This is a genomic window from Methanobacterium bryantii, from assembly GCF_002287175.1.
Classification (GTDB): Archaea; Methanobacteriota; Methanobacteria; order Methanobacteriales; family Methanobacteriaceae; genus Methanobacterium_D; species Methanobacterium_D bryantii.
The window spans coordinates 1-20,763 of the sequence record NZ_LMVM01000009.1 but is presented as its reverse complement, the minus strand read 5'-3'; the positions used below and the strand labels follow the sequence as shown (position 1 = coordinate 20,763).

20 protein-coding genes are annotated in these 20,763 nt (G+C 31.4%); 12 read left to right on the top strand and 8 right to left on the bottom strand.

Going from position 1 to position 20,763, the window contains the following annotated elements:
- Nucleotides 1-259 precede the first annotated feature (259 nt).
- Nucleotides 260-1,015, bottom strand: a complete 756-nt coding sequence (locus ASJ80_RS05525; protein WP_069583205.1) for a hemerythrin domain-containing protein — start codon at nucleotides 1,013-1,015, stop codon at nucleotides 260-262.
- Nucleotides 1,016-1,289: 274 nt separating this feature from the next.
- Here ASJ80_RS05525 and ASJ80_RS05520 point away from each other — a divergent pair, with 274 nt between their 5' ends.
- A complete protein-coding gene (locus ASJ80_RS05520) occupies nucleotides 1,290-1,496 on the top strand; it encodes a hypothetical protein (RefSeq protein WP_069583204.1) in 207 nt (68 codons plus the stop codon).
- An 84-nt stretch (nucleotides 1,497-1,580) separates the two neighbouring features.
- Here the strand turns inward: ASJ80_RS05520 and ASJ80_RS05515 are convergent, their stop codons facing one another.
- Nucleotides 1,581-2,177: a DedA family protein gene (locus tag ASJ80_RS05515; RefSeq protein WP_069583203.1), complete on the bottom strand. Its 597-nt coding sequence runs from the start codon at nucleotides 2,175-2,177 to the stop codon at nucleotides 1,581-1,583.
- Nucleotides 2,178-2,684: 507 nt separating this feature from the next.
- Here ASJ80_RS05515 and ASJ80_RS05510 point away from each other — a divergent pair.
- The 5 genes from ASJ80_RS05510 (at nucleotide 2,685) to ASJ80_RS05490 (ending at nucleotide 8,149) form a co-directional block, all read left to right on the top strand.
- A complete protein-coding gene (locus ASJ80_RS05510; protein ID WP_069583202.1) occupies nucleotides 2,685-4,832 on the top strand; it encodes a PAS domain-containing sensor histidine kinase in 2,148 nt (715 codons plus the stop codon).
- A gap of 12 nt (nucleotides 4,833-4,844) precedes the next feature.
- Nucleotides 4,845-5,990 carry a histidine kinase dimerization/phosphoacceptor domain -containing protein gene (locus tag ASJ80_RS05505; RefSeq protein WP_069583201.1) on the top strand — a complete coding sequence of 382 codons (1,146 nt, stop codon included), beginning with the start codon at nucleotides 4,845-4,847 and terminating at the stop codon, nucleotides 5,988-5,990.
- Nucleotides 5,991-6,001: 11 nt separating this feature from the next.
- Entirely contained in the window at nucleotides 6,002-6,847 is an 846-nt protein-coding gene (locus tag ASJ80_RS05500; protein ID WP_069583200.1) for a methanogen output domain 1-containing protein, read from the top strand.
- A gap of 428 nt (nucleotides 6,848-7,275) precedes the next feature.
- The gene (locus ASJ80_RS05495; protein ID WP_069583199.1) at nucleotides 7,276-7,575 is read left to right on the top strand and encodes a hypothetical protein; all 300 of its coding nucleotides are present in this window, start codon (nucleotides 7,276-7,278) and stop codon (nucleotides 7,573-7,575) included.
- 163 nt (nucleotides 7,576-7,738) lie between these two features.
- Nucleotides 7,739-8,149, top strand: coding sequence for a secondary thiamine-phosphate synthase enzyme YjbQ (locus ASJ80_RS05490; protein WP_069583198.1), 411 nt, complete (start codon nucleotides 7,739-7,741; stop codon nucleotides 8,147-8,149).
- 126 nt (nucleotides 8,150-8,275) lie between these two features.
- Here the strand turns inward: ASJ80_RS05490 and ASJ80_RS05485 are convergent, their stop codons facing one another.
- From ASJ80_RS05485 to ASJ80_RS16965, 4 genes are all read right to left on the bottom strand, one after another.
- Nucleotides 8,276-8,536, bottom strand: coding sequence for a hypothetical protein (locus tag ASJ80_RS05485; RefSeq protein WP_069583197.1), 261 nt, complete (start codon nucleotides 8,534-8,536; stop codon nucleotides 8,276-8,278).
- 332 nt (nucleotides 8,537-8,868) lie between these two features.
- The gene (gene pheT, locus ASJ80_RS05480; RefSeq protein ID WP_069583196.1) at nucleotides 8,869-10,548 is read right to left on the bottom strand and encodes a phenylalanine--tRNA ligase subunit beta; all 1,680 of its coding nucleotides are present in this window, start codon (nucleotides 10,546-10,548) and stop codon (nucleotides 8,869-8,871) included.
- Between the two features lie 869 nt (nucleotides 10,549-11,417).
- Nucleotides 11,418-11,573: a hypothetical protein gene (locus tag ASJ80_RS16970; RefSeq protein WP_176720211.1), complete on the bottom strand. Its 156-nt coding sequence runs from the start codon at nucleotides 11,571-11,573 to the stop codon at nucleotides 11,418-11,420.
- Nucleotides 11,574-11,928: 355 nt separating this feature from the next.
- Complete coding sequence (locus ASJ80_RS16965; protein WP_176720210.1) at nucleotides 11,929-12,147, bottom strand: hypothetical protein; 219 nt, start codon at nucleotides 12,145-12,147, stop codon at nucleotides 11,929-11,931.
- A 530-nt stretch (nucleotides 12,148-12,677) separates the two neighbouring features.
- On the opposite strand from ASJ80_RS16965, the gene ASJ80_RS05470 reads away from it, so the two are divergent.
- The 4 genes from ASJ80_RS05470 (at nucleotide 12,678) to acs (ending at nucleotide 18,773) form a co-directional block, all read left to right on the top strand.
- Entirely contained in the window at nucleotides 12,678-13,163 is a 486-nt protein-coding gene (locus tag ASJ80_RS05470; protein ID WP_069583194.1) for a RimK/LysX family protein, read from the top strand.
- 338 nt (nucleotides 13,164-13,501) lie between these two features.
- Nucleotides 13,502-15,130: a thermosome subunit alpha gene (thsA, locus tag ASJ80_RS05465; RefSeq protein WP_095652044.1), complete on the top strand. Its 1,629-nt coding sequence runs from the start codon at nucleotides 13,502-13,504 to the stop codon at nucleotides 15,128-15,130.
- A 630-nt stretch (nucleotides 15,131-15,760) separates the two neighbouring features.
- Nucleotides 15,761-16,288 (top strand): NUDIX hydrolase, encoded by a 528-nt coding sequence (locus ASJ80_RS05460; protein ID WP_069585602.1) that lies wholly within the window; start codon nucleotides 15,761-15,763, stop codon nucleotides 16,286-16,288.
- Nucleotides 16,289-16,868: 580 nt separating this feature from the next.
- Nucleotides 16,869-18,773 carry an acetate--CoA ligase gene (acs, locus tag ASJ80_RS05455; RefSeq protein WP_069585603.1) on the top strand — a complete coding sequence of 635 codons (1,905 nt, stop codon included), beginning with the start codon at nucleotides 16,869-16,871 and terminating at the stop codon, nucleotides 18,771-18,773.
- Nucleotide 18,774: 1 nt separating this feature from the next.
- Here acs and ASJ80_RS17450 read toward each other — a convergent pair whose 3' ends face one another.
- Nucleotides 18,775-18,927: a hypothetical protein gene (locus tag ASJ80_RS17450; protein ID WP_245837480.1), complete on the bottom strand. Its 153-nt coding sequence runs from the start codon at nucleotides 18,925-18,927 to the stop codon at nucleotides 18,775-18,777.
- Between ASJ80_RS17450 and ASJ80_RS05450 the strand changes: the two genes are divergently transcribed.
- Entirely contained in the window at nucleotides 18,887-19,399 is a 513-nt protein-coding gene (locus ASJ80_RS05450; protein WP_338036864.1) for an acetate uptake transporter, read from the top strand. The genes ASJ80_RS17450 and ASJ80_RS05450 overlap by 41 nt on opposite strands.
- 431 nt (nucleotides 19,400-19,830) lie before the next feature.
- Entirely contained in the window at nucleotides 19,831-20,223 is a 393-nt protein-coding gene (locus tag ASJ80_RS05445; protein WP_069585605.1) for a hypothetical protein, read from the top strand.
- A gap of 108 nt (nucleotides 20,224-20,331) precedes the next feature.
- Here ASJ80_RS05445 and ASJ80_RS05440 read toward each other — a convergent pair whose 3' ends face one another.
- Nucleotides 20,332-20,574, bottom strand: coding sequence for a tautomerase family protein (locus ASJ80_RS05440; protein ID WP_069585606.1), 243 nt, complete (start codon nucleotides 20,572-20,574; stop codon nucleotides 20,332-20,334).
- Between the last annotated feature and the right edge of the window lie 189 nt (nucleotides 20,575-20,763).

The window sequence follows — 20,763 nt, the reverse complement described above, 5'->3', positions numbered from 1 at the left end:
AATTTTGCAAGCCGTCGAAAATTCGTAGAATTTTTGGGCTGCAAAATTCTATGAATTTTGCAAGCTGTCAAAATCTTTGATTTTGACGCGACAAATACGAAGTATTTGTCCGCTGCGATTTTTACGGTCACAAAAACCTTCGAAAACTGTTAAATCTTTGATTTGACGCATCGAAAATTGTAAATTTTCGAATGCTTTGTTTTCGAGGTTTCAAAAATCGAAGATTTTTGAAGACCGACAGTTTTTGTGAACATGAGCGTTAATTTTTTATAGGTTTGTATTCTTCATTAAATATCTTACTTTTGCTGCTTGTTGATTTTTCCTTGGTTTCAGGTGAATTTTTATTGTTAAAATATAAAGTCAACTTAATCATCCCTTTAGGTTTAACAGGCCCTACAACAACATCAGATCTTCTATCAATACCCGTAAGTCTTAAATGGGTGGCATTTTCTTTATCAACTTTATTTCCTTCAGCATCTTCATATTCAACGTCTCCATTTATATACATTGAAGGTACTTTAACTTGAGACGCAGGAATGGTTTGTGGAATATCAATATTATCAGGTAAAGGTACTAACTTTTCATGCGGAATGCTCTTTAACTTTTTACGCATCTTTTCTTTCTCTATATTTTGAGCTATTTCTTCTCTTTGAAGAGTACTGAGTTTTTTACTTTCAGGAAATATCATGTTTTCTTCTTTTTCAAAATGAGCTTCTACCGTTTTTTTTAACTCCATTAGTTTTTTCATCCATTCTTTATCTTTCCAGTGGATTTCTTCCATATCTTTAATCATTTTCCTGGCTTTTTCATGTTCTTTAAAACTCTGATTTACTCCATATTCATCCATATGTTTTAATCTTGGGTAAAAATATTCTTCTTCACCTTCCATGTGTATATTAAGCTGATGTTTAATTTCTCTAAATTTAGAACTATCTTCTTTATCTGAAGCTTCCTTTAGGAGATTTTTAACGTTATCATGATCATTTTTTAACATCTGAACTAATTCTTCAGTCATGGAATACCACCTTTTATTACTTATTATATAATTAGTAAGATATTAAATTAATTAAGAATAAAAGTATGTAATGATGTTTTAAAGCTTAAAAAGGACCAAACTTTATTATTTGTCTATAGAATTTCCAGTATATGAACTGTAGTGGAAATTATTTTTAAACGTGTCTTTAACCCAAATATTGCAATGCTTCGTGATCTAAATCCATTGTTTAGAATTTAAATCATTTTATGGCACTTAATTTGAAATAGGTTATATTTGCATAGGTGGGATAAAAATGGAGCTTAAACATAAAGTAAATGAGGAAAAGAAAACTAGGGAGTATACAGTAACCGTTACTGATAGTGAATTAAATCAATTTAAAGAGAGAATGACTGGGCCGCTGGATCAAGACTTACTTGCTGTATCTCGAACATTAACGGATATAGTGGGTAATATGATAGTCAGGAGAATTTTGACGGACTTAACTGAGCTTGATAAATGAATTACTAAAAAATACCATATGACACTGCCTGGCTATTTTTATCAGATTCCTTCTTTTATGGTTTGATTATGGAACAAATAATCCTTATTTTGTATTGATGCGTCTTTTATATATTAAATAACTCAAGATACCTATAAAAACAACTGCAACTATTACTATATCCCACGTATCAAGATATTCTTTTATAACAGGCCATTTAATACCTAACTGTACTCCTAAATATCCTAAAGTAACTGCAAATGGTACAGTACCTATAAAAGTGTAAACAATGAATTTTTTAAGGCTCATTTTGGCAATTCCAGCCGGCACAGATATGACTCTCCCCATTATAGGCAAAAGTTTGCTTATCAGGACTGCTTCAGGTCCGTATTTTTCAAACCATGAGTCTGCCTGCTCAAGTTTATCCTGGTCAATAAGTATGTATCTGCCGTATTTTTCCATTAAAGGTCTTCCGCCTATATATGCTATGCCATAAATGATTAAAGCACCTGAAACATCTCCTATGAGTGCTGCAGCTATTATTCCCCAGAGCGTCATTTTTCCATGGGAAACGGCAACCCCTGCTAAAGGCATTATTATCTCACTTGGAAAGAATGCAGTTCCAATTGCAACACCAAGATAACCAAGGGTTCCAATAAGGTTAACTGCCAAGTTACCAAAATAAGCAGCAAAATCCATCATAAAATTGTTTTTCTCCTTTAAATTAATTAATTTTTATAAGCTCAAATTTAAGGATTGAAACTTAAACATAGGCTAATTACTTTTAGATATTAATTTGAATTATTAATTTTGATACTATAAAACATATGCTTCGGATGATTCCAATTATTGTTATTGCGAGAAAATATTTATATAAAAGTTTTTTTTAAGGTGTTTCATGGATTATTAGATAAAATAAATAACTAAACCATTTAAATAGTTAAAATTAATATTATGCAGTTACCATTCTGGATAATTAATGATTTATATTATTATGGATACTAACTGAAATATAATGTATAATAGTGTCTTAAATAATTATGATACAGTAAATATGCTTTTAAATATAGTTTATGTGCCCTGAATTTTGAAATAAGCTCTATAAAACTGTAAATTATAATATAATTTTCAGCTATTTTGATAATTCTCGTGACATACTGCACATTTAACTTATTTAAATATAAAATCATGTGAATATAAAGGCTCTCTATGCTTAAAAAAAGGGGATTATTTGAATTCATTTTTAGTTCCTGTCTTATCTCTAATTCAGATGAAGATAGGATTTCAGAAATAACTCAGTCCCATGCAGAGAATATTAAGGTAAATACGCTTAAATATGGGATAATAAGTTCAAATTTTTCGTTTTATTTGCCGTTATGTGTTATATTGGTATCATTTTTCTTAATTATATGGGCCAATTACAGCTTAACTTCTCCAAATTTGATATATATTGAATTGGTAGTTGGGATTAGTATTTTTCTGATATTTCTTCACCAGGCAATGATTTTACAAAAAAATAAGAATTTATATGGAAATGCAAAAAAAGAGATTTATAATCTTAAATTAACAGAAAGAGCTTTAAAAGAGAATGAACGTACTTTTGAAACTTTAATAAGTAACTTACCTGGAGTAGTCTACAGATGCCGGAATGATCTCAACTGGACAATGGAATTTGTAAGTGATAGTTGCTTGGAACTAACAGGGTATCAACCAGAAGACCTCATTATGAATGAAAATATTTCCTACATGGATTTAATACATCCTGAAGATAGGCAAATGGTATGGGATATCATTCAAAAAGCTTTAAAAGAAAATGAACATTTTAAGATTACTTATAAAATAATTACAGCAGATTCAAAGATAAAACATGTTTGGGAGCAGGGAAAAGGTATATTCTCTTCAGAAGGAGATTTAATTGCATTAGAGGGATTTATAACAGATATTACAAAGCGTAAGAAAGCAGAAACGGATTTTAAAAAGTCAGAACTGTATTACAGAACTATTTTTGAAAATACTGGAACTGCTACATTAATATTTGGAGAAGATACTGTTGTTTCCCTTGCAAATAGTGAATTTGAAAAGCTTTCAGGGTATTTAAAAGAGGAAATGGAAGGTAAAAAAAGCTGGATAGACCTTATAGCTGAAGAAGACTTAGAAATGGTAAGGAAGTATCATAGCTTAAGAAAAATTAACCCTGAATCAGTCCCTCAAAATTATGAAACTAAATTAATTAATAAGCAAGGCAACATTAAGGATGTCTATGTAACCGTTGCATTAATTCCCAATACTAAAAATTGTGTGGTATCTTTTTTAGATATAAGTGAACGTAAAAAAACAGAAAAGTCATTAAAGGAAAGTGAAACCCGCTACCGTGAACTACTGGAAAATTCTTTTGATGCAGTTGTCATTCATGATGGTAATAAAGTTATATCAGCAAATACAGTTGCAATGGAACTTTTAGGGATAAAAAATCCTGAAGAATTCACGAATATTCCATTAATTGAATTTATACATGGTGAATACCATAAAACTGTAATGGAACGAGTACAAAAAATGTTAAAAAATAGTGAGACACTTCCGCCAATTGAAGAAAAATTTTTACGTGCAGACGAAACACCAATCGATGTTGAAGTTTTAGCAACTGGATTTACCTACAACAGCAAAAGTGTGGTTCAAGTTGTTTTTCGCGATATAAGCCGCCGAAAAAAAATAGAAAAAGATATTAAAACATCACTTGAAGAGAAAGAACTCTTTTTAAAAGAGATACATCACCGAGTTAAAAATAACCTGCAGATAATTTCAAGTTTACTCGATCTACAGGTAAATTACGTTGATCACAAAGAAACAGTTAATGTTTTACGGGGGAGTAAAGATCGAGTTAAATCAATGGCTATGATTCATGATATGCTGTATCAATCTACTGATCTGGCAAATATAGATTTCTCAAATTACATAAAAAATCTGGTTCAAGATTTATTTTACTCTTATGGTGTAAAAAACAATATTAAACTTATTATTGATGCAGAAGAAGTTTTTTTAAATATTGAAACTGCAATTCCATGCGGATTAATAATAAACGAACTGGTTTCTAACAGCTTGAAATATGCATTTCCTGATAACAAGTCTGGAAAAGTATTTGTAAGTTTTCACATGCATGATAAATGTTTGGAACTTATTGCTGCGGATAATGGTATTGGCCTTTCAGATGATATCAATTTTGGAAATATACAAACATTAGGGCTGCAACTGGTGAATATGCTTATAAATCAGTTGGAAGGATCAGTAGAATTAGAAAGAAATGGCGGAACAGCGTTCCGCATAAGATTTAACGAATTGAACTATAAAAAAAGGTTTTAAGTGGGAGATTAAATGAAAGAAGAATTTAAGATCATTATACTGGAAGATGTTCAGTATGATGTTGAGTTAATAGAATACGAATTGCGCCGTGAAGGTATAAAATTCACATCTAAACAGGTAGAAATAGAGGAAGATTTCATTAAAGGGCTTAATATATTTAAACCAGATGTGATATTGGCTGATCATTCTCTTCCTAAATTTGATGGTGTTTCAGCTTTAGAAATTGCTAAAAAAATAGTCCCTGAAGTTCCATTTATTTTTGTAAGTGGAAAAATAGGAGATGAATTTGCGGTGGACATGCTGAAAAAAGGCGCTACAGATTATGTCTTTAAAAATAATCTTACAAAATTAGTACCTGCAATTTTAAGAGCCATCACAGAACGTGATGAGTTAACTGAACTTAAAAGAAGTAAAATTGAGTTACAGATAGCTTTGCAGGAAAAAGAGATGCTTTTAAAAGAAATCCATCACAGGGTTAAAAATAATCTTATTATGATATCGAATTTACTTGAGCTTCAGTCCCATTATATCAAGGATAAAACGGATTTTAATTTTTTCAGAGAAAGTCAAAATCGAGCAAATTCAATGGCACTTATACATGAAAGATTTTATCAATCATCAGACCTTAAAAGCATTGATTTTGGAGATTATATCTGTACTCTGGCAACTGATTTAGTTAATACATATGTAAATGCTTCTGGACAGATTAACCTGATTACTGATGTGGAAAATATAATGTTAGATATAGATACTGCAATTCCATTGGGCCTGATATTAAATGAGTTACTAACCAACAGTTTAAAATATGCTTTCCCTGTAACCTCCAGTTGTGGACTATCAGATGGAACATCTGCCAGCTCTGCAGCTTTCAACTGCAGGTTTGAAGATTTAACATCCATCAGTTCATCTAATACAGTTCAAGAGTCTGTAAATAAAAACGCCAGGATCACAGTAATATTCCATAAAATCAGTGATAAATTTGAATTAATCGTTAAAGATAATGGAATAGGATTTCCAAAAGATTTAGATTATAAAAAAACAGGCACATTGGGCTTAGAGCTTATTAATAGGATTACAAAACAAATAGATGGAATTATAGAGCTGGATACATCTGAAGGTACTGAATTTAAAATTACATTTAAAGAATTAGAGATATAAGGAGGCATTCAATGTCTGGCAAAAAAATTATGATAGTTGAAGATGAGGTCATTATGGCAATGGCTGTTGAACAGAAATTAATAGATCTGGGATATAACGTCGTAGACACAGTTGATCGGGGCGAAGAAGCAATCAAACATGCAAAACAATTACGGCCTGACTTGATATTGATGGATATAGTATTGAAAGGGGATATGGATGGTATTCAAGCTGCACAACACATACATGATGATTTGGATATTCCAGTTATCTATTTAACAGCATATTCTGATGATGAAATATTAAAACGTGCACGGATAACAGAACCTTATGGATATATGGTTAAACCCTTTAGAACAAGCGAAATGAAAGCTCATATTGAGATGGCGCTTTACAAGCATGAATCAGAAAAGAGAAACAGTGAAAACATCAAGAGAAAAATATTGGCTGACTACTATGACTTTGTTTTAACTGCTCTGCCCCAATATGCTGAAGCTTCCCAAGAAAAACTTAAAGATATGCTTTTAAACATACTTGAAAAACGGTTAGAAGAAGAATTTAAACCCAATTTTGATGAAGAAATGGGCGATGAATTAACCGAGGATCCGGACATCCTATTTAAATATTACCTTACATGGCTATCTGATCTATTTAACGGGTTTGGCATACAAAATGAACTCCTGTTTAATGATCAGGGATATTATATAGAATTTTTAAACTGCCCATGGAAAGAGGATGCTAAAAAGAAACATGTTTTTTGCCTTAACTGTTATGCAATTATGAATTCCAGCTTTAAATGGATAGAATTTGAAGGAAATGTAGATCAAAGGACAGCCATAGCAGATGGGTCTAAATCATGTATTTTTAGATTTCAGTAATTCCTGTAGTTTATATGCCAGTTTATCGGGAAGAATATAGTATGCCATGATATGAAATAGGTACTATTGATTTATGAGAAAGCACCTTTTCTATAACAATTAATATATAGTATTTTTAGATTCAAATAATATTTTTACCTTTTTATTATTTTTCTATTACCTAAAAAATGAAGATTTACATTTTTTATACTTTTAAACAGCACAATATTGCTAGTTTAGATAGAACTATTAAATAATTGGTCCCCATGACCTGCAGGTTATTTTTTGTCAGTTGCATTTTATATTGATAATTGACCTTTAATTAAGTTCAAATGTTAATATTTACCTCTTTTTTGGTTTAAATGGTTTAATAAATTTAAAAATTAAAATAAGGAATAGATAAATATTTATTTTTATGAAAACAAAATAAATCAGTAAATGGTGATTTTATGAGTCTAGAAAATTTAAAAGGAAAAATAATTAGATTAAGAAAGTCAAGACGCTTTCCAGATAGATTTGATCCATTTGATTGGGTTCCAACTGATGAAAAAAAGTTAGAATCTATTAAAATTATTCGTGAGGTATCTGGTGATTTCATAGTGCTAAAGCTCAACAGCATTCTGGATGAAGATAAATCTATGGATCAACTTCGAGAAGAAGATATCGTGTTCAGGGGATCTTCCCTTGAAGAGTGTGTTGAACATTTAAAATCTCAAAATGTTACTGTAAACTTTGTTACATGTTGCTAATTTGAGTAGGCAAACATAATAATTAATTTTTAGGGTTTAAGACGTTTAAAATGAATATTACTACAATAGAAGTAAAATGGATAAAAATGTGTTTAGTATTTTTCTATCAAATACTTGGATTTAATTTAAATTAAGCAGAATATTATCTATAAAAGGTGAGCATATGGAGATGGAAAAATTCGTATTAAATAAAGGATCAAACAAGAGGGTTGAAATTATAGACATGACACAGGATATTAATGATATTCTAACTAAAGGTAAAATAAAAGATGGTGTGATTAATATATTTGCCAGGCATTCAACCGCGGGAATAGTTATAAATGAAAATGAATCTGGACTGGTGAAAGATTTTCAAAATGCCCTGGAATCTTTAATTCCAGAGAATAATAACTATTTACATGATAGGATAGATAACAATGCGGATTCACATATAAGATCTTTTTTTATTGGAAGTAGTGAAACTATTCCTGTAGAAAATAGTCATTTAAGTTTAGGGACATGGCAGAGTGTTTTTTTCGTTGAACTTGACGGTCCGAGAAATAGAAAATTTGTAATTACAGTTATGGGCAAATAGACTAAACTGTTTATTGTTAATTAAAGTTTTTAAATAGTATTTGTGCTGTATTTGGATAGCTTGTAGTTAAAATAAAAAAATAAGATTAAAATAATTGACATAAATTATAACCGAGATTTGAGGTTCTCAGGAAATTTTCATAGAATTTTTACCATAGTAATATTTCAAAACATTGGAATTTATGGGTATACCCACAGATATCATCTCATTATTTTCTGGCGAATTGCATGAAATAACTATCTGGTCTCCATTTATATGGATCTGGTTTATTTTACCAAGATTTTTATCGAAAGATTCTCCAACCGTATAAATAAGTTCATCAGTTTCTCTTTTATCTTTAATTACAGGATTTTTCAAAATAATTTTTACCCATTTAGCAAATGTCATCTTATTTGCCTCCAAATATGTTATTAATAAATTAACACATAAGGGTATAAAAAGATTACTGTTTAATATGAATTAAAATTTTATTAAAGATAAATGGATAGTAGCGTGTTAGTGAATTAGCACATAAACTGATAAAATATCATGGTTTAATGATGGATTAAGATTATTTTATTAAAGATAAATGGATAGTAGCGTGTTAATGAATTAGTACAATGATAAAAGATTACTATTTAATACAAAATTAGGGTTTTGACTGAAAATAAAATTAAAAAAATAGTAATGTATATCGCATCTAAAAAAAGTTAAATAATGAAGTTGTTTAAACCCTTTACTTAAAATAATTCAGAGTTTTTAAACATGATTTCAAATGCAATAACTGGGTATTCCAGGTTGAAATTGGTTATAACTTCTGGATGGACTTCTCCAAAGTAACCTGTAACATCAATCTTTTCAGATTTCCAGTTAATACTGCCTTTAACTTTTGCACATCTCCCTTTTATAAAAGAAGGATGGTTGTAATTTTCAATATTCATTTCAAGCCCAAGATTTACGAATAATGCTGCAACTGTAGATTTGATTTCTGTAAAGTTTGCAGTAGAATGAGTTATAGCCCCTGCTAACTTTTTATAATCCTGAGTGCATGTTTCGCATGTTTCATCTAAAAATACAACAGTTCCAACTTCAAAAATCTTTTGTGGGAGTTCTTCATGTTTGTTATCTTCTAAAAATTCCATTAACCCCTGTAAGAGGTTCTTTCTTAACATGGTCCTGTCTGTTGATATTGGTTGGGCTACAGTTACACGTTCATCCTCAGCAAGCATCATGTTTTTATAATGCACTTTTTCGCTGGTAAGCATAAGGCTCATTGTTTCAATAAAGCCCATTCCAATTAAAATTTCCCTTAGCACATTGTCAAAAGTTTCACCTTTATCTTCCTCTGCTATGGTTGCAATTTCAGGTAGCTCAGACCCTATTTTTTTAAAGCAGTACCCTATAGCAATATTTTCAATAATATCAACTTCATGTAAGATATCTATTCTGTATGCGGGAATTACAGCTTTAACTATGTCTTCACTTTTAATTTCGGCTCCAATTCTAACTTTTCCAAGGAAATCTACTACATCTTCTGCAGTGAGGTCTATTCCAATTTTCTTTGAAGCATTGCTGACACTTACTTCTTTTTTCTTTGGAGTTAAATCAGGTGTTTGAACCTGCCGGTCTTTATAAATTACATTCATAGACTTTAACTTGCCTCCTACCTCGGCAAAGGAAGTCATGATGATGTTAAGGGCATAATTTACAGCTTTTTCATCAGTTCCAGTAACATCAACAAGAATATTTCTGGTATTTTCTGTGAGTTTGGTAAGTTCCCCATTGATTATAGGTGGCATTGAAAGCACATCACCGTTAGAATCTACTATAAGGGGATATTTATCGAATTTTTCGAGTAAATGAGCATAATCCTTCCCTTTTTTATGTTCATGCAGTATTTCATTTAAAGTCATCTCTTGAATACATTCAAGGGGTACAAATGAATCTTTATCTGGATCTGCGGCTTCATAGAAAAAAGGCGGTTTTATAACATCTAAATTATGAATTCCAATTGCAACTTTTTTTCGGTCCCTTCCTATAACCCAGTGAAGGTCTTCCTGGAATTCCATGACCTGTTTTAACTTATTTCCGGTTAGGTCCACTCCTTCAACTATTCCAAAAGCAATATATGGCCTTATATCGCCTAAATCAGGATCAACTTCAACATTTATTCCAGAAGGCTCTATTTCATATTCAGGCAGACCTTTTTTCATACCTAAAAATCCTTTAAGTGTCCTGGCAACCCCTTCAACACTTAAATGGTCTGGGCGGTTTGGAAAAAACTCTACCTTAATCTCATTATCATCATAATCTTCTATATCGCTTGAAATCATAGGTAGAAGATCTATTAATTCGTCCTTGGGGATTTCCTTTCCTAAAATTTTATAAAGATCATCATACTCAAATGTTATAACTGGCATTCTGTCATCCTCTAATTTACAATAAGTTAAAATCAATTTAAATGATTACTTAATATTCCTTTAAAACAATTCACTTTTAGTTCATTTATAACTAATCCAATATATGAATTTTTATAAGTTCTATTATTTAAATAACACTAGACGAATTATATCATATTATTTCCCTATTTTTCTATAAAATTAATCAATAATTATAGTGAATAACTTAAAAAGTAAGTTGCAGCTAGTTTAAAACTTGTTTGAGTATAACATGAAAATTATGGTTTGAAGGTTATTTTTTATATTTAATATAAATGGCTGTTTTTTTCTGTAATGGAGCATTCAAATTAGTATTCCTGCTAACATTCAAGTTCTCTCCTTTGAGTATGTATAAACTTTGTTTTAACTGATATGTGCATATAAAACTCCGTATTATATATATAATTTAATATTTGGAATTATTCCGCTTTTTATTAGATTGAAAAAAGTAATGCAAAACGCAATAGTTTATATAATCCGTTTTAAACTAGTTATTATGATAATTATTAGTTTTATAGTTGGATTATTTTTTATAGCGTATTCATGTTATTTAATTAGCAGTGTAGGCAGTTTAATCATAAAAAATCGTTGGCAGACAAATATCTCAATTACAAATCTAAAAGGAATCTTTACTATATCTTATGTTTTGTACTAGCAATCTGCGGAATTATAATTATATCTGCAAGTATAGTATAATTTCAATTTTTTTATAATAATTAACAGTCACATTGTCTGAAATGCTATTTTATAGATATTTATTATTTAAATTGAATAGTTTAAAAAATAATATTAACTAAATTTAAAAAAAGGAAAAAATGGGAGGTTTTTTTTACCTGCTTTAAATATTTTAATTATTCTGTCATGTTTTTAATGTCTGCAGCAGCTTTTGCAAGTGAGCATTCATCGCTGTGGGTTTCACATTTAAAACATACAGTTTCAACCAGATTTTTTAGCGAGTTTTCTGCTTCTTCTTTGCTTATTTCTTTTCCACTTACCCATTTAGGCATTTTTAATCACCATTACAATTTAATGTTAGTACAGAATTATATAGTTAACCGTCATTATAATGTACTAACTACATTTTTATATTTCGTCCAGTTCTGTTTTCGCTCTTAAAAATAGAAAAGATATAACTATTTACTAATTTAGATGTGTGAAACTAATTTAAAAGTTAGAAAACAGATGAATATGAATTTAAAAAACGTTAGATTAAATATAAAAACAAGCGAATCATTCAATTTTTCAAATTTGATTACCACTGTAAATAAGATATTGGATAGATATCTCTCGTTGAATAATAACTAAAAGTTTAAAAAAAATAGGCATATTTTCATTTAGTTTTTTTGTGGTCTTTGTCTTTTTTCACATTTGAAAATAATTGTAACGATGCTTTATGGGTTTACTGTGTATTTTCAGATGGTTTATGACAGCGTTGTTTCTAGCTGGTCCGTGTGTCTTTCTGCGTGAATGCTCTTCTTCTGCAACATGTTGAGCTGCTATTGTTTCAGAAAAGCCTAATGTCGCTAAAATTATGAGTAGGATGGCTCCTATTTTTGTTTTCAAACAACTGCACCTCCACATGTGGTTTTATATAACAAATTTCTTTGACTTGTCTTTATCTATAATTAATACAATAAAAAGCTTTCTCTTAAATATTGAATAATGTTTAGTTAAAAAATAAAATTAATGTATAATGTATATTATATGATTATATAAACTGTATATGCAGATGGTGAAATTTATTTTCATTAACATACTGATCAATTCAAATAATAATGGAAGTATATTTCATACAACGTTTAGTAATGATTTTAATTTTAAAACAAAGTATATAATAAAGGCATAATAAGTATTAGAAGTAGTATATATTTTTACCAATCAATTAAAATAAAATAATTAAATTTTGATCTTTTTAAATTTCTGCAGTGTTTATTATTTGGTAAATACATAAATTATATGGTGTTGTGTAACTCACGATTAGGCTGAAAATTTAATTCAAATTAAACTTTCATACATCAAGTTTAAAGTGAATTCAGCAGATAATAAATTAAATGGGGAGTGTTTAGATAGGAGAGGTAGAAGATTTTAAAAAACAATTATCATTTAATTTAATGGAAAAAGAAGTCATAGAAAAACTTAAAATTCCTCAGGATGTATTTTTGCCTTTACTTTTTTCAATTAAGTTTGGGGGAGATTGGAGCCTTAAAGTAAAATCTACCAATGTCATGGCTATAAAAGAAAAGATCACCCGTTTTGATGAGGAAAAAATGATAGGTTACACCCTTGAAAATGTATTTCTATTTTTAAATCCTGTGATTTTAAATCAAGAAGGGATAATTTACAGGCTTGAAAAATGTGGAAATAAAAAGGAAAGAGAAATTGTAAAAAGACCATATAAGACAACAATTGAGGCCGAATATGCAATAAAAGCGTCACTTAATCCCCTGACTAAAAAAATCAGGCTTAAAAAAGTTGAAGGGCCTTTTAACTTTACAGGTTCAAATGCGTATGGTGTTTCACATGAAATGGAGCATCTTTTATCGGATGAAATCAGAGGGGAACCCTTCTTTGAATTTGAATACGAAATTGAGGAATGAAATAGAAGTATATAAACTTAAAATAGATCCTAATGAACATTTGAATTGAAAAATGGGATAAATATTAACTATTGTTTAATTTTAAATGAAAAATAACCTTAATTTACAGCATATATTCACATTTTTTTCTTAAATTATAAACAATTGTTTTAAACCAGTATGCGCAAATTATTTATAGAACCTCTAACCCATTGATAAAATACAAAGAATAGAATTCTAAAGGAAATCTCAAATGAGATTTTTCTAACTTTCAAAAAATTAGAGGTTGAGGAAAATTTCAATCTTATGATTAAAATTTCCTGAACCCAAAATTTCAAAAAAATTTTGAGGTGATTAATGTGGCACAATTAGGTGGTGGAAACCAACCAATTTTAATATTTCCAGAAGGTACAGACAGATTATTAGGAAGAGACGCTCAAAGAGTAAATATTACCGCAGGGAAACTCCTTGCAGAAACTGTAAGAACTACTTTAGGTCCTAAGGGAATGGACAAAATGCTTGTAGACTCCCTTGGAGATATTGTTGTAACCAACGACGGTGTAACAATCTTAAAAGAAATGGATATCGAACACCCTGCAGCTAAAATGCTTGTAGAAGTTGCAAAAACACAGGAAGACGAAGTAGGGGACGGAACAACAACAGCAGTAATCATAGCTGGTGAATTACTTAAAAAAGCAGAAGGATTACTGGACCAGGACATACACCCAACTGTTGTAGCTAACGGTTACAGGCAGGCAGCAGAAAAAGCTCAAGAATTATTAAACTTAATATCATTTGAAGCTGACGACCGTGATACTCTCCTTAAAGTTGCAATGACTGCAATGACAGGTAAAGGATCCGAAGCTGCAAGAGAACCACTGGCAGAACTCGTAGTTGACGCTGTAAGACAGGTTGAAGAAGATGGAGAAGTAGACACTGATAACATAAATATTCAGAGGATTTCAGGAGAATCTGTCAACGAATCAATGATAGTAAACGGTGTTGTTGTAGACAAAGGCAGGACTGACCCTGGAATGCCAAAACAGATGGAAGATGCTAAAATAGCACTTGTTAAATACCCAATTGAAGTAAAAGACCTTGAAACTGATGCTAAAATAAGTTTAACAGACCCTGCTCAAATGCAGGCATTCATTGAAAATGAAGAACAGATGATCAGGGACATGGTAGATAAAATAATTGCATCCGGTGCAAATGTTTTATTCTGTCAAAAAGGTATCGATGACCTCGCACAGCACTACCTCACAAGAAACGGTATATATGCAATTAGAAGGGTTAAAAAATCCGACATGAGCAGGATCGAAAAAGCAACTGGTGCTACAGTTGTAACTAACATCGATGACTTAAAACCAGAAGATTTAGGAGAAGCTGGTCTCGTATACGAAAAGAAAATATTCGATGAAGTTTTAACATTCATAGAAGACTGCAGAGACCCTAAAGCTGTCTCTTTAATACTCAGGGGAAGTACAAAACACGTTGCAGAAGAAATTGAAAGAGCAGTTGAAGACGCAATTGGTGTTGTTGCATCCACAGTAGAAGACAAAAAGGTTGTTGCTGGTGGAGGAGCTCCTGAAATAGCAATATCTAAAGGATTAAAAGAATACGCTGACTCAATCAGTGGAAGAGAACAGTTAGCTGTTGCAGCATTTGCAGAAGCTTTAGAAGTTGTTCCAAAAACACTCGCTGAAAACGCAGGTTTAGACAGCATCGACGCTCTTGTAGACTTAAGAGCAGCACACGAAAAATCATTCTACATAGGATTAGATGTTTTCGCTGGAGAAGTAGTTGATATGTACCAGGCTGGTGTTGTTGAACCACAAAGAGTTAAAAAACAGGCTATACAGTCTGCAGCAGAAGCTACTGAAATGATCCTCCGTATTGACGACGTTATCGCTACCAAAGGTACCGGTGCCGCACCTGATATGGGAGGTATGGGCGGAATGCCTGGTGGAATGCCACCAATGATGTAAATTTATACATCATTTTCTTCTTTTCTTTTTAAATTATTAAATAAATTAAAATTAGCTGCTATTTCTAAATTTAAATGATCTATAAGTTTTATATATAACTAAATGCAAAATATTATGTGTATTAATGTTAATTTTAAGAAACTTTGTTTTAAATACCAAATTTTATGGTACAATATCTTATTTATTTAACTTAGTCTAGAAATAAGAGTATTAATATAGGTAAATAGAGAATGAATATTATAATGAATGAATGACCAAATACTTTTGACTAATTATTTAATAAGATAATTTATCGATGTGCTTTGAGCTTTCGAAAATTTTTTAAATTTTCGAATGTTTGCAAATCACAGATTTCCTCAACATCCAAAAAAATATTCCTAAAAAAATCTTCGATTTTTTTGGGACGCAAACCTTAAGTTTTGCAAGTTTCAATATTTTTTGGGCCCTCGAAAGCGAAGCTAACAAAAACATAGTTTTTTTCGCGTCAAAATCTTCCATTTTGACAGCTTTTGAATGTTTCGGAAAATTAGAAATTTTCCTCAAATTAAATGGGTAAATTTAATACCTAAAACTTATAAGTTTAAAAAGTCACGTCATTTATTATACTAACAGGAATATGGGTTAATCAAAATGATAGAATACGTTTTTGGTCTGGCAGTAAGGGTTCTCTTAACTGATGAGAAGGGTAAAATTTTAATTATTAAACGTTCCACCAGTTCTAAAACTAACCCCGGAAAATGGGAACTTCCTGGAGGAAAAGTAGATTCCGGTGAATCTTTTGACCAGGCCCTTAGAAGAGAAGTCTACGAAGAAACTAATTTAAAGATTAAGTTAGATCATGTTGTAGGGGTTTGTGAGCAGAATTTACCGTTAATAAGGGCTATTCACATTGTAATGTCTGGTGAAATTATAGAGGGTTACCTCAATTTAAGCAGTGAACATGAAGGCTATGCATGGGTATTTTTTGAAGACCTTCACGATTATGAACTGGCAGATTGGCTCAATGATTTTGTAATTAACCGAAATAAAGCATATAATAATTACGATGAGGAAAATAAAAATACCGCCAGTACTAATAAAAACAGTACTAAAGAAGCATTAAAGCCATGGTTGAATCCTATTAAAGATTCAGTAGATAAAATGCTGGGTAAAAAATAGATTTTTATTTTTGATTTTATTAAATAATTTATAAAACATGTGATGCTTACTTTAAAGCAGTTTTTTTGTTAATTTTAGAGTTTATTTTTATTTTTACCTTCAACTACTTTTTAATTAATATTTTAACCCGTGGATAGTTATTATTTAATTTTAATATTTATCATGATTAATCAATATTTATAATGATTAATAATAGTAAAATATAAATATCAATAAAAACTTATTAATCACCATACTTTGAAAAACCTCGAAATTGAAAGTCTGCAAATCAAAGATTTGCAGCATGGAAAAATTGAAAATTTTTCCGGCTGCGAAACATGGTTTTGCAAACATGCACAAAACTTTGTTTTGTGCGGTTAGGAAGCTATCAAAAATCAAAGATTTTTGATGCGGCAAATCATAGATTTGCATGCTTTGCGTCGTAAACATCGAAAATCGTAGATTTTCGAAAGTTTTGGGGCATAAAAATCATAGATTTTTACAACCTCAAAGCTGAAAGTTTTGGGGTATAAAAATTAAAAATTTTTATAACCTCGAAAACTTTTTTTTCGAGTGAAACAAAAAAGTGGTGAAAAAAGTTATGAGACATGATACAGATGTCCTGCTGAACGAAGAAAGAGTTTTCAAACCAGGCCAAGAAATAGTTGATGTACTGCACGTGAAAGACTGGGAATTAGAAATTGAAAAAGGAAAAGATATTGAGAAATACTGGGCAGAAAAGGCAGAACAATTTGTATGGTTTAAAAAGTGGGATAAAATACTTGATGATAGTAATGAACCGTTTTACAAGTGGTTTGTAAACGGTAAAATCAACATGGCATATAATGCTGTGGATAGATGGATTGAAACTGACAAAAGAAACCAGGTTGCAGTTTTATACGTAAATGAAAGAGGACATGAGAAAAAATTAACATATTATGAGCTGTACCGGGAAGTAAACAAATTTGCAAATGCGCTTAAAAATTTAGGTGTTAAAAAAGGAGACGTAGTTTCAACATATCTCCCTATGTGTCCAGAACTCATGGTTGCACTGCTTGCTTGTACTAAAATCGGAGCAATACACAGTGTTGTTTATTCTGGATTAAGTGTAGGATCTTTTGTTGAAAGAATAAATGATTGTAATGCGAAAATTTTGATAACTGCAGACGGGACATTTAGAAGAGGGAAAATTATAGACTTAAAAAGAGTATCAGATGAAGCAATGCTGCAGTGCCCGACTGTTGAGACTGTAGTTGTAGTAAAACACACTGGAATCCCTATAGAAATGTCTGAGTTAAGTGGAAGAGAAATATTTTACGAAACACTTATTGAAGGAGAACCAGCCGAACTGGAAGCAGAGGAAATGGATGCTGAAGATCCGTTATTTATCCTTTATACTTCTGGAAGTACAGGAAAACCTAAAGGAGTTTTGCATACAACTGCAGGATACATGGTAGGGGTAGCAACAACGCTTAACAATGTATTCAATATTCATGATGGAGATTTATGGTGGTGTACAGGAGATATTGGATGGATTACAGGACACAGTTTCTTACTCTACGGGCCGCTTCTTTTAGGTACAACAACTCTTGTATATGAAGGAGCACCTGACTACCCAAATCCAGGAGCATGGTGGGCTGTTGTTGAAAAATACGGTGTAACAAAGCTTTATACAGCTCCAACTGCAATAAGGCACCTTATGAGATTTGGAAGCAAATATCCTAGTCTCTACAACCTTTCATCACTAAAAATTCTTGGAACAGTTGGAGAACCAATAAATCCCGAAGCATGGATGTGGTTTTACAAAAATGTGGGAAAAGAAAAATGCCCTATTATGGATACATGGTGGCAGACTGAGACCGGGATGCACATGATTTCCCCATTACCTATAGCTCCACTTAAACCCGGTTCAGCTACAATGGCATTGCCTGGTGTCGACGCGGATGTAGTTGATGATGAGGGAAACCCTGTGCCTGTTGGAAAAGGCGGGCTTTTAGTAATCAAAAAACCGTGGCCGGCAATGTTTAGAACACTCTACAATGATAAAGAGAAATTTATTAACACATACTGGAAGGAAGTTCCAGGATGTGTATATACGGCAGGAGATATAGCAAGGAAAGATAAAGACGGATATTTCTGGATCCAGGGAAGATCAGATGACGTCTTAAAAATTGCAGGGCACAGAATAGGTACTTCTGAGGTTGAATCTGCATTTGTAAGCCATCCTGCAGTGGTAGAAGCAGCAGTCATTGGTAAATCAGATCCAATAAAAGGAGAAGTAATCAAAGCATTTGTAATATTAAAAGAAGGATACCAACTTAAAACCCAGTTAATCGAAGAATTAAGCAGACATGTAAGGTATGAATTGGGTCCTGTTGCAGTTTTGGGGCAGATTAAGCAGGTAGATTCACTCCCAAAAACAAGAAGTGGAAAAATCATGAGGAGAGTTTTAAGGGCAAGAGACAGGGGAGAAGACGTAGGTGATATTTCAACACTTGAAGAATAATTTAAAGCAAAAAAGGAGGTGTAAAAATAGTTGAAGATGATTTTGCAACCATAACTATAGATGGGAGGAAGCTTTCAAAACATACTCCTGCAAATCCTGCACCTCTAGGGCTTATAGCATTTGGACTGACCACAGTTCTCTTGAATTTCCACAATGCGGGATTTTACGAGTTAAACAGTATGATACTTGCTATGGGCTTTGCTTATGGGGGGATAGCTCAAATTATTGCAAGTCTAATGGAATACCGAAACGGCAACACATTTGCTATGGTTGCATTTGGATCATATGGGCTGTTCTGGTGGTCCTTCGTGTTCTTGCTGATAATACCAAAACTGAACCTTGGAGCTGCACCGGATGCAGTGTCACTTGCAGCGTATCTGTTCATGTGGGGACTTTTCACCATTGTAATGTTTATAGGAACGTTAAAAATAAGCAGGGGATTACAGGTAGTATTTCTCAGCCTGGCAGTACTATTTTTCCTGCTATCTGCAGGGGAAATAACAGGAAACTCAATGCTAACTTTAATTGCAGGATATGAAGGGATATTTACTGGATTTAGTGCAATATACGTTGGGCTTGCAGAGGTGCTGAATGAACTTTATGGAAAAAAAGTCTTACCAACATAAATATTAAATATTTTTTTACCTTTTTTTCATTTAGTTACAACCCCCTCCCTTATCAAAAAAAGATATTAAATTTATCCTATGATTTTGAGTTAAATATAATTCAAATGTAAGTTAAGATGAATTTTAAATTTTATTTTTTATTAATATATTTTAATAAAAAGTGTTAATTTAATTTAAGCTTTAAAACGGCTTATTTAATTATAAAATGATACGTAATAGTTTTTTAACAAATATTTAATTAGTTATCTTACTAAATCATTTTATAAATTTGTATTATGTGTTATTTTAAAATTTAAGTATTTTACGCCGATATTTTTCTTCAAGAATGTAACGTTTAAATAAGTTGATACTCAATCTTATACCGTGTTTTACAGCATATGTTACCTGTACTTAACACAAATTGGAAACTCAAATTTAAAAGAGGCGGTAAAATGGAAGATGAATATGCCCTACCTGAGCTCTTAGATACATTTATAAATCTGCTCAGGAGTAAAGAAGTTGAAGATGGTAAAGAAGAGGAATTATTTATAAACAGGCTTTTTACCCTTAAAAGGAAAGTCTCAAATGAAATTAGATACCTTAAAGACGGTGATCCCACCCTTGGCGTTGGTAAAGTGCTGCTTGAAAATATAACAAATGAAATTAAAAAGGAAATTTATTACAACACCATTGCCTTTGCAGAATATAAAGAAGCAGGGGAAGATTTAGTACTTGTTAAAGGAAATGAGAATGCTGTAAAAATTCTCATGCAGCAGGCAGATATGTTAGGCGTTAAGTGGAAAAATATAGATTTCAATGATAGAATGATGGATTCTAGAAATTAATAATTTAATGTTTATCATTTTACTTTTAAATCCGATTTACAATTAAATTTAATGATAAAACATGGTCTGAAAAAAATTAAAGAATTAGAATAATTTCTTTAGAGTAGTTTAGACTTTAATTTCAAACCCTAAATCAACTTCGCTAGCTGGCTTGCCACCTTTAACTTCCCAATTTTCTAGAGACGGCTCATGTACGGCAATTATAATGTCATCGTCATTTATCCCTGGATTTTGAGCTAAATTTTCAGTTATAGCTTTGTAAAGTTCTTTTTTAGCAGCAAGTGATCTTCCCTGGAACATGGTTATTTCAATTAAGGTTACGTTGTCTGTTTTAGTTTCTGGATCCTGCAAATCTATCGATTTGCGTTATGCGAAAAATGGAATTTTTCGCGATTGAAAATCGAAGATTTTCGACGCGTCAAAAATCCTATGAATTTTTGACAGTTCGTATATCTAAAACCATCCCTCACACCCCCACACACCTCCGGAGAAGACTGTGTCTAAGGACTATTTTTTTCCATAAATTTGATAATCGAACCT

Excerpts from the sequence above, each read along its gene's own strand:
- ASJ80_RS05525 (WP_069583205.1), bottom strand. The coding sequence starts at position 1,015 with ATGACTGAAGAATTAGTTCAGATGTTAAAAAATGATCATGATAACGTT.
- ASJ80_RS05520 (WP_069583204.1), top strand. The coding sequence starts at position 1,290 with ATGGAGCTTAAACATAAAGTAAATGAGGAAAAGAAAACTAGGGAGTAT.
- ASJ80_RS05515 (WP_069583203.1), bottom strand. The coding sequence starts at position 2,177 with ATGATGGATTTTGCTGCTTATTTTGGTAACTTGGCAGTTAACCTTATT.
- ASJ80_RS05510 (WP_069583202.1), top strand. The coding sequence starts at position 2,685 with ATGCTTAAAAAAAGGGGATTATTTGAATTCATTTTTAGTTCCTGTCTT.
- ASJ80_RS05505 (WP_069583201.1), top strand. The coding sequence starts at position 4,845 with ATGAAAGAAGAATTTAAGATCATTATACTGGAAGATGTTCAGTATGAT.
- ASJ80_RS05500 (WP_069583200.1), top strand. The coding sequence starts at position 6,002 with ATGTCTGGCAAAAAAATTATGATAGTTGAAGATGAGGTCATTATGGCA.
- ASJ80_RS05495 (WP_069583199.1), top strand. The coding sequence starts at position 7,276 with ATGAGTCTAGAAAATTTAAAAGGAAAAATAATTAGATTAAGAAAGTCA.
- ASJ80_RS05490 (WP_069583198.1), top strand. The coding sequence starts at position 7,739 with ATGGAGATGGAAAAATTCGTATTAAATAAAGGATCAAACAAGAGGGTT.
- ASJ80_RS05485 (WP_069583197.1), bottom strand. The coding sequence starts at position 8,536 with ATGACATTTGCTAAATGGGTAAAAATTATTTTGAAAAATCCTGTAATT.
- pheT (WP_069583196.1), bottom strand. The coding sequence starts at position 10,548 with ATGCCAGTTATAACATTTGAGTATGATGATCTTTATAAAATTTTAGGA.
- ASJ80_RS16970 (WP_176720211.1), bottom strand. The coding sequence starts at position 11,573 with ATGCCTAAATGGGTAAGTGGAAAAGAAATAAGCAAAGAAGAAGCAGAA.
- ASJ80_RS16965 (WP_176720210.1), bottom strand. The coding sequence starts at position 12,147 with ATGTGGAGGTGCAGTTGTTTGAAAACAAAAATAGGAGCCATCCTACTC.
- ASJ80_RS05470 (WP_069583194.1), top strand. The coding sequence starts at position 12,678 with ATGGAAAAAGAAGTCATAGAAAAACTTAAAATTCCTCAGGATGTATTT.
- ASJ80_RS05460 (WP_069585602.1), top strand. The coding sequence starts at position 15,761 with ATGATAGAATACGTTTTTGGTCTGGCAGTAAGGGTTCTCTTAACTGAT.
- acs (WP_069585603.1), top strand. The coding sequence starts at position 16,869 with ATGAGACATGATACAGATGTCCTGCTGAACGAAGAAAGAGTTTTCAAA.
- ASJ80_RS05445 (WP_069585605.1), top strand. The coding sequence starts at position 19,831 with ATGGAAGATGAATATGCCCTACCTGAGCTCTTAGATACATTTATAAAT.